This is a genomic window from Bradyrhizobium sp. JYMT SZCCT0428, from assembly GCF_018131075.1.
Classification (GTDB): domain Bacteria; phylum Pseudomonadota; class Alphaproteobacteria; order Rhizobiales; family Xanthobacteraceae; genus Bradyrhizobium.
Map to the genome: position 1 here is coordinate 77,654 of NZ_JAFCLS010000029.1, position 14,246 is coordinate 91,899.

General features: G+C 62.5%; 17 protein-coding genes and 1 pseudogene. 10 read left to right on the forward strand and 8 right to left on the reverse strand.

Features of this window, described 5'->3' with window-relative positions:
- Positions 1-97 precede the first annotated feature (97 nt).
- The 3 genes from JQ575_RS27025 (at position 98) to JQ575_RS27035 (ending at position 2,460) form a co-directional block, all read left to right on the forward strand.
- Positions 98-466, forward strand: coding sequence for a hypothetical protein (locus JQ575_RS27025; RefSeq protein WP_212036159.1), 369 nt, complete (start codon positions 98-100; stop codon positions 464-466).
- A gap of 119 nt (positions 467-585) precedes the next feature.
- Positions 586-1,749, forward strand: a complete 1,164-nt coding sequence (locus JQ575_RS27030) for a CynX/NimT family MFS transporter (RefSeq protein WP_212036160.1) — start codon at positions 586-588, stop codon at positions 1,747-1,749.
- A 96-nt stretch (positions 1,750-1,845) separates the two neighbouring features.
- Complete coding sequence (locus JQ575_RS27035; RefSeq protein ID WP_212036161.1) at positions 1,846-2,460, forward strand: PilZ domain-containing protein; 615 nt, start codon at positions 1,846-1,848, stop codon at positions 2,458-2,460.
- Positions 2,461-2,494: 34 nt separating this feature from the next.
- Here JQ575_RS27035 and JQ575_RS27040 read toward each other — a convergent pair whose 3' ends face one another.
- The gene (locus JQ575_RS27040; protein ID WP_212036162.1) at positions 2,495-2,650 is read right to left on the reverse strand and encodes a hypothetical protein; all 156 of its coding nucleotides are present in this window, start codon (positions 2,648-2,650) and stop codon (positions 2,495-2,497) included.
- Between the two features lie 140 nt (positions 2,651-2,790).
- On the opposite strand from JQ575_RS27040, the gene JQ575_RS27045 reads away from it, so the two are divergent.
- Positions 2,791-3,420: a transglutaminase-like cysteine peptidase gene (locus JQ575_RS27045; RefSeq protein ID WP_212036163.1), complete on the forward strand. Its 630-nt coding sequence runs from the start codon at positions 2,791-2,793 to the stop codon at positions 3,418-3,420.
- 160 nt (positions 3,421-3,580) lie between these two features.
- Here JQ575_RS27045 and JQ575_RS27050 read toward each other — a convergent pair whose 3' ends face one another.
- Positions 3,581-3,922, reverse strand: a complete 342-nt coding sequence (locus JQ575_RS27050) for a hypothetical protein (protein WP_212036164.1) — start codon at positions 3,920-3,922, stop codon at positions 3,581-3,583.
- A 168-nt stretch (positions 3,923-4,090) separates the two neighbouring features.
- Between JQ575_RS27050 and JQ575_RS27055 the strand changes: the two genes are divergently transcribed.
- The 3 genes from JQ575_RS27055 (at position 4,091) to JQ575_RS27065 (ending at position 7,033) form a co-directional block, all read left to right on the forward strand.
- On the forward strand, positions 4,091-4,987 hold the full coding sequence (locus JQ575_RS27055) for an alpha/beta hydrolase (protein WP_212036165.1): 897 nt from the start codon (positions 4,091-4,093) through the stop codon (positions 4,985-4,987).
- A gap of 167 nt (positions 4,988-5,154) precedes the next feature.
- Positions 5,155-5,670 carry a hypothetical protein gene (locus JQ575_RS27060; protein WP_212036166.1) on the forward strand — a complete coding sequence of 172 codons (516 nt, stop codon included), beginning with the start codon at positions 5,155-5,157 and terminating at the stop codon, positions 5,668-5,670.
- A 475-nt stretch (positions 5,671-6,145) separates the two neighbouring features.
- The gene (locus JQ575_RS27065) at positions 6,146-7,033 is read left to right on the forward strand and encodes a dienelactone hydrolase family protein (RefSeq protein WP_212036167.1); all 888 of its coding nucleotides are present in this window, start codon (positions 6,146-6,148) and stop codon (positions 7,031-7,033) included.
- 464 nt (positions 7,034-7,497) lie between these two features.
- Here JQ575_RS27065 and JQ575_RS27070 read toward each other — a convergent pair whose 3' ends face one another.
- Complete coding sequence (locus JQ575_RS27070) at positions 7,498-7,965, reverse strand: hypothetical protein (RefSeq protein WP_312016034.1); 468 nt, start codon at positions 7,963-7,965, stop codon at positions 7,498-7,500.
- 35 nt (positions 7,966-8,000) lie between these two features.
- On the opposite strand from JQ575_RS27070, the gene JQ575_RS46580 reads away from it, so the two are divergent.
- Positions 8,001-8,528 carry a hypothetical protein gene (locus JQ575_RS46580; protein ID WP_409364826.1) on the forward strand — a complete coding sequence of 176 codons (528 nt, stop codon included), beginning with the start codon at positions 8,001-8,003 and terminating at the stop codon, positions 8,526-8,528.
- A 171-nt stretch (positions 8,529-8,699) separates the two neighbouring features.
- Here the strand turns inward: JQ575_RS46580 and JQ575_RS27080 are convergent, their stop codons facing one another.
- Together JQ575_RS27080 and JQ575_RS27085 are read right to left on the reverse strand one after the other, a co-directional pair.
- On the reverse strand, positions 8,700-9,230 hold the full coding sequence (locus tag JQ575_RS27080; protein WP_212036168.1) for a gamma carbonic anhydrase family protein: 531 nt from the start codon (positions 9,228-9,230) through the stop codon (positions 8,700-8,702).
- A gap of 105 nt (positions 9,231-9,335) precedes the next feature.
- Complete coding sequence (locus tag JQ575_RS27085; RefSeq protein ID WP_212036169.1) at positions 9,336-9,665, reverse strand: DUF6949 family protein; 330 nt, start codon at positions 9,663-9,665, stop codon at positions 9,336-9,338.
- Between the two features lie 222 nt (positions 9,666-9,887).
- Here JQ575_RS27085 and JQ575_RS27090 point away from each other — a divergent pair, with 222 nt between their 5' ends.
- Complete coding sequence (locus JQ575_RS27090; RefSeq protein WP_212036170.1) at positions 9,888-10,601, forward strand: hypothetical protein; 714 nt, start codon at positions 9,888-9,890, stop codon at positions 10,599-10,601.
- Between the two features lie 123 nt (positions 10,602-10,724).
- Here JQ575_RS27090 and JQ575_RS27095 read toward each other — a convergent pair whose 3' ends face one another.
- Both JQ575_RS27095 and cysE read right to left on the reverse strand, forming a co-directional pair.
- A complete protein-coding gene (locus JQ575_RS27095; RefSeq protein ID WP_192734033.1) occupies positions 10,725-10,943 on the reverse strand; it encodes a DUF3126 family protein in 219 nt (72 codons plus the stop codon).
- 109 nt (positions 10,944-11,052) lie between these two features.
- Positions 11,053-11,880 carry a serine O-acetyltransferase gene (gene cysE / locus JQ575_RS27100; protein WP_212036171.1) on the reverse strand — a complete coding sequence of 276 codons (828 nt, stop codon included), beginning with the start codon at positions 11,878-11,880 and terminating at the stop codon, positions 11,053-11,055.
- Positions 11,881-12,094: 214 nt separating this feature from the next.
- Here cysE and JQ575_RS27105 point away from each other — a divergent pair.
- Positions 12,095-13,477, forward strand: a pseudogene (locus tag JQ575_RS27105) (hypothetical protein).
- On the opposite strand, the gene JQ575_RS27110 reads toward JQ575_RS27105, so the two are convergent.
- Entirely contained in the window at positions 13,463-14,215 is a 753-nt protein-coding gene (locus tag JQ575_RS27110) for an alpha/beta fold hydrolase (protein WP_212036172.1), read from the reverse strand. The pseudogene JQ575_RS27105 and the gene JQ575_RS27110 sit on opposite strands and share 15 nt — an antisense overlap.
- Positions 14,216-14,246 lie beyond the last annotated feature (31 nt).

The following is a 14,246-nucleotide window of genomic DNA, read 5'->3' on the forward strand; positions in this document are numbered from 1 at the left end:
TGATGGTACCGAAACAACGCACTGACAAACAATCGCTTTCAGCGGTCTTGACCGAAAACCGCCTTTACCGGGATACTGACCGGATTGGACGTGAGCGATGTTTGAGATCATTATTTTCTGCGTGATTTTGCTGGCGGTTTCGTATTGGGCGGTCCTGTGGCTGATGGGACGGCGCGAGGATGTTTTGCACGGCGAGTTCGTCGAAGCCGGTGCGCAGGCCGAAGAGCCCGTTCGATCGGTGTTTCCGGAGCGGCCTGCCCGTAAAGTTCAAGCGGTTAGGCCTGTATTTCCCGAAAAGCCCGTCATCATCGAGAAGCCCGACATTACCGAGAAGCGCGTTCAAGCCGCCATCGCGGAGCCGGCCGTTCAAGCTGTCTTGCCGGAGCAACCCGCCTTCAGGCAGGAACGGCTGGAGTCGCTGCTGAACTCGATCAAGCGGGATCTCAATCAGCTGGTCCAGAAATAGCTGCACCGCATCGGGCGGCGTTCCCAGCCTGAAATTCGTGCGCGCATTGACATAGGCCGGGCGCGGCCCGAGCTTGCGCAGCAACTCTGGAAGGTGAGGCTTTTTCCGGGAGTGCGGCATTGCGCAATCGCTGGGGTATTCTTGCGATCCTGTTCGTGGTTCGCCTCACGATGGCCTTCCAGTTTCAGAGCGTGGCCGCGGTCGCGCCGCTGCTCGGCACCAAATTCGGCGTCAGCCTTGCCGATATCGGATTGCTGATCGGCCTTTATTTCACGCCGGGCGTGGCGATTGCGTTGCCGGGCGGCGCAATCGGGCAACGGTTCGGCGACAAGAGAACAGTGTTCGCCGCGCTCGCGCTGATGCTGATCGGCAACCTTGCGATGGCGCTGTCGGATTCCTGGACCGTGCAGATGGCCGGACGGCTGATCGCGGGCGCAGGCGGCGTGCTGCTCAACGTCCAGATGACCAAGATGGTCGCCGACTGGTTCACCGGTCGCGAGATCGCAACCGCGATGGCGATCTTCATCAATTCATGGCCGGCCGGCATTGCGCTTTCGTTGCTGACCCTGCCCGCCATCGGCACCGCCTGGGGCGTGAGCGCGGTGTACTTCTCGGTCGCTGCCCTGATCGGCCTGGGCATCATTCTTCTTGCCGCTGGCTATCGATCGCCGCCGAGCGCGGCTGCGGTCTCCGGCGCTCCCGCACGTCTCGACCGCAACGCAACGATCGCGGTGATCGTCGCGGGCCTGCTCTGGGGCATCTACAACATCGGCTTTGCGATGATCTTCAGCTTCGGACCGCTGCTGCTGGTCGAACGCGGCTGGTCGATCGCAGCTGCAGGATCGACCATCAGCATCGTGCTGTGGCTGGCGGCGCTCGCGGGCCCGGCAGGCGGGTTTCTGGCGGACCGCACCAAGCGGCCGCAGACTGTTCTGGTCGGCGGATGCATCGTGTTCGCGCTGCTGATGCTGATACTGCCACGCTCCGGTGCCGTGCTGCTGACAATCGTCGCGCTCGGCCTCGCCTGCGCGCCGCCGTCGGGGCCGATCATGAGCCTGCCTCCGCAGGTTTTGCAGCCTTCCACCCGCGCGATCGGCATGGGCCTGTTCTACACGATCTTTTATGCGGCGATGATGCTGGGGCCGTTTGCCGGCGGCAGCCTCGCCAAATGGTCGGGGACCGCTGCCACCGCATTCGACTTCGGCGCGGCAATGATTTTGCTGTGCCCGCTGCTGCTCTGGGTGTTCAACCGGATTGCGGCGGCACGGACACACACAGCTTGATGCACATACTTGATGCAACCGACGATAACACATCATTAACCCTGTCGGCCTTAGGGTCTTCCTGACGCCGAAGGACCGGACGTCGGGTGGCGAAGAATGTCGTTTGCGCAAAAAAAATCCACTGTCCCGGTCGCTGAAGAGCGACGGCGCTTCCAGCGCGTGAAAGTCCACCTGCTCGGCCGCTACATGCTGCCGGACCGGCGTGAGTTTCCCTGCCAGATCATCAATATGTCGCCGGGCGGATTGGCCCTGCTGGCGCCCGGCATCGGCAATGTCGGCGACCGCGTGATCGCCTATCTCGACCATATCGGCCGGGTTGAGGGCAAGATCACCCGCATCATCGACAATGGTTTTGCCATGACCGTGGGGGCGACCGCGCGCAAACGCGACAAGCTCGCGGCCCAGCTCACCTGGCTCGCCAACCGCGATATTCTCAATCTGCCGGAAGACCGCCGCCACGACCGTATCGTGCCGCGCAACCCGATCGCGCTGCTCACGCTCGAGGACGGCAGCAAGATGACCTGCCGGATCATCGACCTCTCGGCGTCGGGTGCGGCGATTGCCGCGGAAAACCGCCCGCCGCTGAAATCGCTCGTGATGCTGGGCAAGGTCCAGTCCCGGGTGGTGCGAAATCTCGAAGAAGGCTTTGCGCTCGAGTTCGTCCACGAGCAAAGTGCCGAGACGCTCGAAGACGCGGTTAGCGCGCGGTAAAGCGCGAGCCGCCCAAATCCCCGATTTTCCGACCTCAAAAGGCGGTATCCGCGTTGCCGGATACCGCCTTTGTGCGCTCTGACGCCCGCCAGATCAGGTTAACGCCGGCGGCTTTTGCAACCACAACTGCCGCTGCGGCAGCGCCCGGCGCGTTAATGCGTAAAATTTGAATCAATTGCAGTTGTTTCAAATTTTAGTCGAATTCGATTCAAGTATAGATCGAATTCGCCGCAGTTTTTACTTGTATTCACGTCAAATGTACTTGGCTGACTTAGCGGCGGCGCAAATCATTTGTGCGAAACATGGTCCCAACAAGAAACGGGGGCCACAATGTTGTTCAGGGGACAGGGGAAAGGATTGGCGGTTGCCGCCATCCTGCTGGGGATGAGCGTCTCTACGAGTTATCAGGCGAAAGCCGGCGACGCGCTCTATGCCAGCCTTGGCGATACCACGCGTTCGCCGATCGGCTGGGTTGAATTCTGCGCCGAGAATCCCGGCGACTGCCGCGGCGGCGCATCACAGCCGCGGGACATCGTGCTGTCGCAGACGGCATGGCGAGATTTGCTGAGAGTCAACAAGTGGGTCAACGAGACCATCAAGCCGATCACCGACATGGATCATTGGGGTGTGATCGAGAAATGGTCGTTGCCGACGGACGGCTACGGCGACTGCGAGGACTACGTGCTGTTGAAGCGCAAGATGCTGATCGACGCCGGCTGGCCGCGCGAGGCGCTGCTGATCACGGTGGTGCGCGACAAGAAGGGCGAAGGCCACGCAGTGCTGACGGTCAAGACCGACAAGGGCGAATTCGTGCTCGACAACCAGAACGAAAGCGTCCTCGCCTGGACGGAGACCGGCTACCGCTTCGTCAAGCGTCAGTCGCAGAGCGATCCTAATCTGTGGGTGTCGCTCGGTGACAACCGCCCCGCGGTCGCCACCGCCAGTTCTCGCGATCGCTAACGAAACAGGAATTTACGAACCCGCGACCCGGTCACATCCCCACCCCTCCCCGTCCCAGACCGGTTCGCGCGCGGCCAGCCTTCCCCCAAAGGCTGGCCGCAACTTTTTTGGGGGATTGAGGACGCTTCGCCCGCATTTGATTTCAGGAAGTAGCTCGCGTTCAATCGGCATGAAGCAGCCGGTAGATCGATTTGAATCGAAAGCTTCGCTTGCCAGCCAATGCCGTGGCGTCGAACTCAGCACCTTCCTCGGAATAGGTTCCGGAAAATCCGATGCTGATTTCCTTTCCTGCCCAGGGAAACGTACCGGCAATCGGCGAATGCTCCCGGCTGGTCATTTCACCCTTCCACCTTCCGTCGGAGCAGGTGTAGTTGCCGACGGTATAATAAAATCCACCGCCCCCACGCATCGTGCCGTCGCGCAGCACCATCACGTGTCGGTTGTAGGCGTCCACGCCGTCCTGAAACCTTGTGGTCGCCAGATAGATTCCATTCCTGATCATGATGGATGCCGGCCATCGGGCAACGTCGGACCCAGGAGAGGTGCCGGCAAGATTGCGCGTCGTGGAACGGCTTTTCAAGTGATCTACGATCGCCCTCGCCCAAGGCATGCCGCAACTTTTTGTGCTGCGCCAGCTGTGAGATGATGGCGCGCTTCGGAGGAACCAACCGTGCCCCACAACGAGATCGACGCCATCCGCGCATTGCTGGGCTCGAAACCGCGACCGGTCGGCTGGTCGGAACGGCGCCAGCGTTTGGACGAAGTCGGATCGACCTGGCCGATCGCATCTGATGTGAAATGTGACGCCGTCGACTGCGATGGCGTGCCCGGCGAGTGGACGCTCGCGCCAGGCAGCGACCCGTCGCGCGTGCTGCTGTATTTTCACGGCGGTGGGTATTGCTCCGGTTCGATACTGAGCCATCGCCGCATGGTGACGGAAGCCGGGCGCGCGGCGCACTTGCGCACGCTCGCCATCGACTACCGGCGCGCGCCCGAGCATCCCTACCCGGCCGCCCATGAGGACGCGCTGACGGCGTGGCGCTTCCTGCGCAAGCAAGGCCTGCCGGCGGCAAACATCGCCGTCGGTGGCGACAGCGCCGGCGGTAATCTCGCGCTCGGGCTGATCGGCCGGTTGCGCGCGGCCGGCGAGCAACTGCCCGGCTGCGCATGGCTGGTCTCGCCCTGGACCGACCTCACGATGTCGGGCACCACGCTCGACACCAAGGATGCGGTCGACCCGCTGATCCACCGGGCCTATCTCATCGAACTCGCGGACGCCTATGCGCCGCCGCCGCTCGATCGCCGGGATCCCCTGATCTCGCCGTTATTTGCGGATCTAGCCGGCTTTCCGCCGCTCCTGATCCAGGTCGGCTCGGCGGAAACGCTGCTGGCGGACGCTACACGGCTGGCGGCCGCCGCCGGATCTGAAAACGTCGAGGTGAGCCTCGAAATCTGGCCGCACATGATCCACGCGTGGCCGGTCTGGAATGCGAGATTGGCGGATGGTCGCCACGCCCTGGCGAAGGCGGGGCAATTTGTCCGCGCGCGTCTGCAAGGACCGTCGTAGAGCGTGTGCAGGCCGCGCTGGCCATCCAAGCCATTTTGCAGGGCAAAAGCCCGGAATTGTTAGTGTTTTACCCGGAATCCCGTCTCGATTAGGTGAATCCCGGGTTTCGGCGCCGCCAAGCCTGTGGTAATCGAGGGCATTGAAATTACGTCCGGATTTTGAGTCTCATGATCGAACCCGCTCCCCGGAACACCAGTGCGCTCGCGCGCATCAGTGGCCAGCCGATCGCGATCGGCGCTGCGGCCCTCGTCATCGTCGTGCTTGGAATAGGTTCGATCACGCTGTGGCGCGCCTATACCGGCACCGCGCCCGAAACCGACCGCGTCGTTGCGGTCAGGCAATTGCAGGCGCGTACCGCGCAGGCGTCCGAGCAGCTGGTCGAGAAAACCAAGGGCCTCGAAGCCACCCAGCAGGAATCGATCGATCAGCTCCAGGTGGTCCAGGATCAATTGCTGACGGTGCGCCGCCTGCTAGCCGCGCAGCAGGCCGATACCAGAAAGCTCTCCGAACAGGTCGGCACCCTGACGGAATCGATCGACGGCTTGCGGCAATCGTTCGCGAGCGCGCAGGCAGCCGAACCGGCCGCCGCGCCCTCTACCCGCAAACGGTCGGTCAGGAAATCCAACGCGGCAAAGCCGCGCGCGAACAAGAGCGCCCTCAAGCGCGGCAGGTCGAACGGCTGACGCCCGTCCCGGACGCGGTCCAGGACCGTCCCGCAAAGCCGTGACGCGTTTAGCCTGGTCCGTCATGCCCGGCCGCATGCCACCAAAAACCCGCCTTCCTGCCAATTTTGTGTTCCGAGTGTGAACTGCTTCACATATGGCCGCGGGAATCTCCTGCATGCTGCAGTTCACCGGATGGCGTGAGCCGATTTCAATATCCGGGGCTGGCAAGGTCGTTGACGGTATACTGCGTCGACGGCCTTGTTTTTTTACCCCCATTCATCCCTCGCCCCGGCGCTTCCGAAACCCACGATCAAATCGAACCTCGCAGGCAGGTGATTTGCCTTTGGCCGGCATTGTTTGCTGAATGCGCCTCCCTTGAGCCCGAGCGGTTCTGATACATGAGAGCCGCGCCCTACTCGTTTGTTTTTGATGCGTTTTCGGTATGCGAAGGGATGCCCCTTACATCGGAAGACGCCATGCACGGAGATCCCCCATGAGCGCCGAAACCCTGCTGACCCAGGATGCCATCGGACTGACAAAAGTGGCGCCGTTTTCCCGCCGCGGCTTTATGACCGCGACGGCCGCCGTCACGGCCGGCTACACGCTCGCCGCCGGGCCGGTGCGGGCCGACATCATCAAGACCGACACCAACGGCCTCAACGCCGGCGATGCCCGGATCAAGGTGACCGACGGCGAGATGCCCGGCTATTTCGCCCGTCCCGAAGGCGCCGCCAATCCGCCGGTCGTGCTGGTGGCGATGGAGATTTTCGGGCTGCACGAATACATCAAGGACGTGACGCGGCGCCTCGCCAAGCTCGGCGTGCTCGCGGTGGCGCCGGATTATTATTTCCGCAAGGGCACCGATCTCACCAAGGTCACCGACATCCCGCAACTGCTGCCGATCGTGAATTCGAAACCGGATGCTGAGTTGCTGTCCGACCTCGACAGCACGGTGGCATGGGCAAAGTCGCAGGGCGGCGATACTTCGCGGCTCGGCATCATCGGGTTCTGCCGCGGCGGGCGGACGGTCTGGGAATACGCCGCCCATAGTCCCACGCTGAAGGCGGGCGCCGCGTTTTACGGCCCGCCGGTCGATCCGCCGAACCCGCTCTGGCCGAAGAGCCCGACGCAGCTCGCGCCCGAGATGAAGGCGCCGGTGCTGGGTCTCTATGGTGAAGCCGATAGCGGCATTCCCGTCGCCACCGTGGAAGCCCTGAAGGCCGCCCTGGCGGCGAACAAGAAGACCGCCGAGTTCAAGATTTATCCGGGCGCCCCGCATGGCTTCCACGCCGACTACCGTGCCAGCTATCGCAAGGAAGCTGCCGACGACGCGTGGGCGCAGATGCAGGCCTGGTTCAAGAAATACGGCGTGCTGAGCTAGCTAGAGCGTTTTCGAGCGAAGTGGACACCGGTTCGCATAGCAATCTGGTTTACGCAGATTGCGTAGACTTATCTGCGGTAGAAAACGCGTCAAAACTCTAAGAATACCTGCGGGCAAACCACAGACGTGAAAAATGGCGCGCAGCAAATGGCTGCGCGCTATTCCAACAGACGGCCTATCCGACGCGATCGCTGTTGCGATGCGGCCTGGATACCGTCTGCTCGATTTCCCAGAGTATCCAGACGACGGCCGCTCCCAGACTGACAACGACACCCAGGAGCACCAACGTCAAAGCCGGGACTGAGAGCATGTTCAGCATCCCCAAGGTGATGCAAGCGACGTACCATCAAACCAAACGCGACCTCGGTGATTAAAACACCGGGGCCGCGAAAATCATCCCGATAACCCGCCAGGCCGGGATTAGTTGCAAACCTGAACCGGCTGGAGGCGCCAGCCATAGGGGGTCAGCACGCGCTGCTGAACGACGTAGCAGCCGCCATCGCCGTAATCGTAGCCGTAATGGCGTAATACGGGTAACCGTCATCATAGCCGTTGTAATAGCCGTACGGTCCGTAGAGCCCGTAGCCGAGGCCGGCGCCGACGACGGCTGCAGCGGCAAGGGGAAATCCACGATGCCGGAAGCCGTGATGGTAGCCGCCGCGGAATCCGGCAAAGTTGCCGCCGCGAAATCCAGCCGCTACGGGAAGCGCCGCCGTACGGAAACCACCGCCGATCGCCGCAGCGCGAAACCCACCGCCGCCTATGCCAATAGCGCCGCCCCGGAAACCGCCGCCCTGGAAGCCACCGCCATGGAAGCCGCCGCCACCGCGAAACCCTCCGCCACCGAAGCCGCCGCGGGCCGAAGCTGTGTCCGGCACCAGCATGGCGACCGACGCGGCCGCGAACAAGGCGATCATCGTTTTGTGCAACATCACACATTCTCCTGCTGAGAACTCGCTGCAAGCGAGTGGAAAACATTCTGCTTCCCACCACAAATCTAGGACGGGCTCTCAGCAATCGCGCGGCTCGTTGTCTCACTTCTGCGCGACCGGCAACGTGCAACGTTCCAGCAGCCCCGGCAGATGCTTTTTACCTTGCGGTCGATAGTCCTGTTTTCCTGTTGGATGGTGCGGTTGGTTTGGTCATCGAGAACTCCTTTTTGGTTCAACGACGGCGAAACAGGCTTGTTCGGCCGGAACGATTTCGGGCGCGGACCATTATGCAAACGTATCCGCCACGTTGCCGGAGCCGAGGACGCTTGCGCAAACTGATCGCTTTCGACGACGACACGTTCGACAAGCTGACCCAGCTTGGACGCGACCGGATGGCGACGATTCAGGAACTGGCCGATGAAGCCTTTGCTGACGTTTTGAAGAAGCACGGCATCCCGATCGATCTCAAGGACGCACTTCGCAAGAGCGCAAGACTTTCCAGCGCCAAAACTGAAAAAATTCCAAAACAGAAGAAATCAAAAGCCCGGAAGGCAACATCGTGACGACGATCCCGATCCGTTCGAGCAGGGTCAGCGCGCCGCGCGCGCGAATATCCCGGCCGAAGCCAATCCATATCAGGACGGCAGCGAACAGCATGCGCTCTGGGCAGCCGGCCACGAACAAATTGCCGGCGCGGCCGAGGCAAGCGAATCCGAAGATACCTGACGCTGTGTTCAGCCGATCTTCTTCAAACCCTTTTTGAAGCGCGGCCCGTTGATGGCGTAGGACTTCGCCGCACGTCCCATCGCGGTCGCCTGCTCGGGCGAAAGCGTGCGGATCACGCGCGCGGGCGATCCGATGATCAGGGAAAGCTCGGGAAATTCCTTGCCCTCAGTAATAACGGATCCCGCGCCGACGACACTGCCGCGGCCGATCTTCGCGCCGTTCATCACGATCGAGCCCATCCCGACCAGCGCGCCATCCTCGAGCGTGCAGCCGTGCAGGATGACGTTGTGGCCGACGGTGCAGTCTTTCCCGATCGTCAGCGGAAAGCCGGGGTCGGTGTGGCAGGTCGAATTGTCCTGCACGTTGGAGCCTTCGCCGATCTCGATCCACTCATTGTCGCCGCGGAGCACCGCGCCGAACCACACGCTGGCCCCATTCTTCAGACGCACCTTGCCGATGACGGTGGCGGTATCGGCGATGAAATAGTTTCCGTCCGCGGGAAGATCGGGCCCCTGCCCGTCAAGTTCGTAGATCGCCATGATGATCAGGTCTCCGTTTGTAGAGACCTTGGCACAGCCGCCAGCGCATGATCAAGCAAAGGGCCGGATACGCCTCAGGCGAACAGGCTCTAGGCGAACAGGGCGCTAAGCGAACAGACCTGCGGCCCGCAGCGTCATCAGGAAGAACGTGCCGGACATCAGGCTCCAGAAGCCCGCGAGCACGGTCGCCATCATCACGAATTCGAAGCGGCGGCGCTCGATCCTGGCGCCGCGCAGCGTATTACGCATGATGATGAAGGGGGCGGCAAAAACCAGGAACGGAACCGCGGCGAACGTCTTCGGCGCCACGCCAGCCCCGAGCAGCCCGAAACCGGCGGGCCGCGCCGCCATGGCCTGGTAGCCGCTGGTCAACGCGCCTGCGAGCGCAAAACCGATGCAAAGGGAAAACAGGGAATTCAACGCATCGGGCGACATGGAACACATCCGCTACAGAGCAAACCGCGACCTGCTTTCGCAAAATCGGGGACCCGCCGCCACAGCATCCTTAAGGAAAGGTTAACAGCTGAAGGCCACAATCCCGTTTGCGCATGGCTCGCGCTTGCCCGATGCCGGTGAAATCATACGGAAATCCCGCCGCCCGTGGCATATTCGCCGGGTGATTCGGCCTCAGCCTCGAACTCGACCGATACTTCTTTCATGACATTGCTTTCGACGGCCCAGCACATCGCCCGCGACACGCGAAAAGACCCGCGCTCGCACATGCTCCTGATCGTGGTGGCGGCGACCATCACCGCCGGCGCAATCGGGCTGGTGGCCTATCTCTTGTGGCCGACCTGGGGCAATGGTGCAGCCAATGCGCCGTCGCGGTTACCGGTCAGCGTGGGCGGCACCCTCTTCAACGTGCCGACGTCGGCGATCCGCAGGAAAATCCAGCGCCATTCCGGTCCACAGGAACGCGTCGATCTCAACTTCACATTCCCTTCGCTCGAAGCGCCCGAGCTACCGAAGCACATCAGCGCCGACACGGTCGAAGAGAAGGTGCAGCCGATCGACCGGATCTTCCTGTCGATCTCGGCGCACCACGACACACTGGCGCCCGACGTCCGGGTCCGCACCATCTATCCGCGCTATCTGGAGCAGGCCGCAACGCCGATCGACGACGGACTTACGATGCGCGCGTTTCGCGACGGCTCACCCTATGCCAACGAGGATCTCTTCACCGCCAGCGCGCCAAGCCTCAGCGCGCGCTGCACGCGCGACGGGGTGACGCCCGGAATGTGCCTGAGCGAGCGCCGTGTCGACGGCGCCGACCTTACATTCAGATTTCCGCGGAGCTGGCTATCGCAATGGCGCGACGTCGCCAATGCGATGAACCGTTTGACGGCGCAATTGCAGGGGCCGAAGGGATAGCGGCGCAAACGCCGGCTTTGCTGACTTCGTAGGATGGGTAGAGCGAAGCGAAACCCATCACAGCGAGTGCCGGTGCGGCGATGGGTTTCGCTTCGCTCTACCCATCCTACGCATTCTCCGAAATCAGCCCTGATCGACCAGGTCTTCCTCGAGGATCGCCATCTGGAACTGGAAGGAACGATCGTCGTCTTCGTCGTCGACGAACAGGACGCCGATGAACTCCTCACCGATATAGACCTCGGCGGAATCATCCTTTTTCGGGCGCGGCACCACGCGAATTTTCTGGTTGCCGAATACGCGCTTGAGATAGGCGTCGAGCTTCCTGACTTCCTGAACGTCCACGGCGGTCTCCAATCGGATATTTTGAGGTTTCCGGGGAGTTTTAGGCCGAGACGGCGCAGACCGCCAGCCGTATCTTCACGAGATCGACAGGTCAGAAAGTGCTTGAAAATCAGATCCCGATCGCGTTGAGCATCTGGTCCATGGTGCGCGACGGCTCGGCGCAGCCGGCCTCGCCAACGATCTTGGCCGGAACACCCGCGACGGTGACGTTATGCGGTACCGGTTTGACCACCACCGAGCCTGCGGCGATGCGCGCGCAGTGACCGATCTCGATATTGCCGAGAATTTTCGCGCCGGCCCCGATCAGCACGCCGTGGCGAATCTTGGGATGACGATCCTCGTTCTCCTTGCCGGTGCCGCCGAGCGTGACACCGTGCAGGATCGAAACGTCGTCCTCGATGACAGCGGTCTCACCGCAGACGAAACCGGTGGCGTGATCGAGGAAGATTCCGCGGCCGATGGTCGCCGCCGGGTTGATGTCGGTCTGGAACACCGCGGACGCCCGGCTCTGCAGGTAATAGGCGAAATCCTTGCGCCCTCGCTTGTACAGCCAGTGCGCCAGCCGGTGAGTCTGCAGCGCGTGGAAGCCCTTGAAGTAAAGCAAGGGATCGATGAAGCGCGACGTCGCAGGATCGCGGTCATAGACCGCGACCAGATCGGCGCGGAACGCATTGCCGAAATCGGGCTCGTCGCGCAGCGCCTCGTCGTAGGTCTGGCGGATCAGATCGCCCGACAGCGCCGAATGATCGAGCCGCTCGGCCAGGCGGTGGATCACCGCATCTTCCAGCCGCTCGTGATGCAGCACGGTCGAGTAGATAAAGGACGCCAGTTCCGGCTCGCGGCGAACGATGTCTTCCGCCTCGTTCCGCACGCGATCCCAGATCGGATCGAGCGCGGCCAGCTTCGAGCCCTGCGGACTGACCTGATGCACTGCCATTGGGGTTTCTCTCGGCTTGTTTCGCCTGGCGTTATAGCACGGCGGAGTGATGGCTGTCCCGGGGCAGGCTCCGGCAGAGTAAACCCCCGCCGAACGCCCCAGGATCGAATAGAGTCAGTTCAAAGTGGTTGGCGATTTCAGGAAATCAAGCCGGGTAAGGTCCGACTATTGGTGAATTTCGGCCCCCCGGCCATTCCGGGCAAGCTGGCCGAAATTGGGGGGAAGTCACATCAATACGCAGATTTTGCGCGCGCGGACGGCCGATTCACGGCTGGTCTGGGCCGCCACCATCGTCATCCCCCTGATGTTGCTCGCCCCTGCCCTGTGGAACGGCTACCCGCTGCTCCAATAGGATACCGGCGGCTATCTGGCGCGCTGGTATGAAGGCTATCTCGTGCCAAGCCGCTCCACGGTGTTCGGCCTCTATCTGCATTTCGGCGAAGACTCCGCGTTCTGGATCAATCTCGGAATCCAGGCGCTGGCAACATTGTGGATCCTGCAGCTGACGCTGCGCGCATTCGAAATCGCCCAGCCCTTGCGGCTGCTCGCAATGAGCCTAGTGCTGGCCGTGGCCACCGCGCTGCCGTGGCTCGCGAGCACGCTGCTGACCGACCTCTACGCCGGCCTGTCGGTGCTGTCGCTCTTCATCCTGGTCGCGCTGGGCGAGCGGACCTCGACAATCGAAAAATGTTCGCTGTTCGCGCTGACGGCGTTCGCCGTGGCCTCGCACAGCGCCACGCTGGCAGTGCTGCTCGGGCTGTGTTGTGTAGGGTGGATCGTGCGTCCGTTTTCGCGCGGACGGATGACAGTTTCCGGACTGATGCAGGGCAGCCTCACCCTCGTCGCCGGCGCGGCGATGCTGCTGGCGGCGAATTTCGCGCTGTCTGGGAAAGTGGCGTGGACGCCCGGCGGCTACGGCGTCGCCTTCGGACGCATGCTGCAGGACGGCATCGTCGCGCGTTACCTGAAGGAGCATTGTCCGCAGCAGCAGTTGAAGCTCTGTCCCTATCGCGACCAGTTGCCTGCAACGGCCGATCAATTTCTGTGGGGCAACAGCATGTTCAACACGCTTGGCCGCTTCAAGGGCCTGGGCGACGAGATGAGCTTCATCGTGCTGCGTTCGCTGGCCGAATATCCGGCACGGCAGATCGAGGCGGCGGTCACCGGAACCGCGCGGCAACTGGTCCATGTCGCGACCGGCGAAGGCACCAATGAATGGATCGGCCACACCTACGGGATCATCGAGCGTTATATCCCAACGCAGGTCAAGGCGATGCGCGCCGCGAACCAGCAGCGCTGGCGGCTCGACTTCGCCGCCATCAACCGTCTCCACGTTCCGGTGGCGCTTGTCTCGATGCTGCTGGCCGTAATCGTGTTCGGCCGCGGCCTGCGGCGGCGTCCGTTCGATGATCTCACGCTCCTCGCAGGAACCGTTACATTGGCGGTGCTTGGCAACGCCTTTATCTGCGCCGTGATATCAGGCCCGCATGACCGCTATGGCGCGCGCATGGCGTGGGTCGCGACCTTCGTGGTGCTGATCGCAGCGGCGCGGCAATTTTTCGGCGAGGACCCACGCGAAGGCTCAGCTTCGCCGTGAGAGGAAATCGATGACGCCGGCCTTGTAGACCTTGTCGCCGACCGCGCGCATGTGATCGCGGTTCGGAATATCCAGCACCTCGGCGTCCGGAATGATCTCGCCCAGCGCCTGCGCCGAGCCTGCGATTTCGTCTGAGGTGCCAACCGCGATCAGCACGGGCACCCTTATAGCGGCGGCTTCATCCCGCGTCATCAGGCGCCGCGAGCCGCGCAGGCAGGCCGCCAGCGCGCGGCGGTCGGAACGGGTCTGGTCGGCAAAAGCGCGAAACGTCCGCCCGACCGGGTCGGTCACGTCGTCCAGCGACGGCGCCTCGAGTGCGAGGGCTACGTTTTCGCCGGGGCCGCCGCCCGTGATCATCCCAATCCCGATGCCGCCCAGGATGGCCGAGCGCAGCCGCTGCGGCTGGCTGAGCGCCATCACCGCCGTCATCCGCGATCCCAGCGAATAGCCCATCACGTCGGCCCGCTCGATTGCCAAATGATCCAGCAGCGCGATGACGTCGCCGGCCATGATCGCGATCTCGTAGCTCGCGGCGTCGTACAGCTTGCCGGAATCGCCATGACCGCGGTTGTCGAGCGCGATCACGCGGCGCCCGGCTTTCTTCAGTTCGGACACCCAGGTCGGATAGACCCAGTTCACGTTCTTGCTCGAGGCAAAGCCGTGTACGAGAACGATCGGATCGCCCTCGCCTTCGTCGAGATAGGCAATTTCGACATCGCCGTTGTGAAAACTCGGCATCGCTAATTCCGTTTTTTGGGGAGTTCAAATT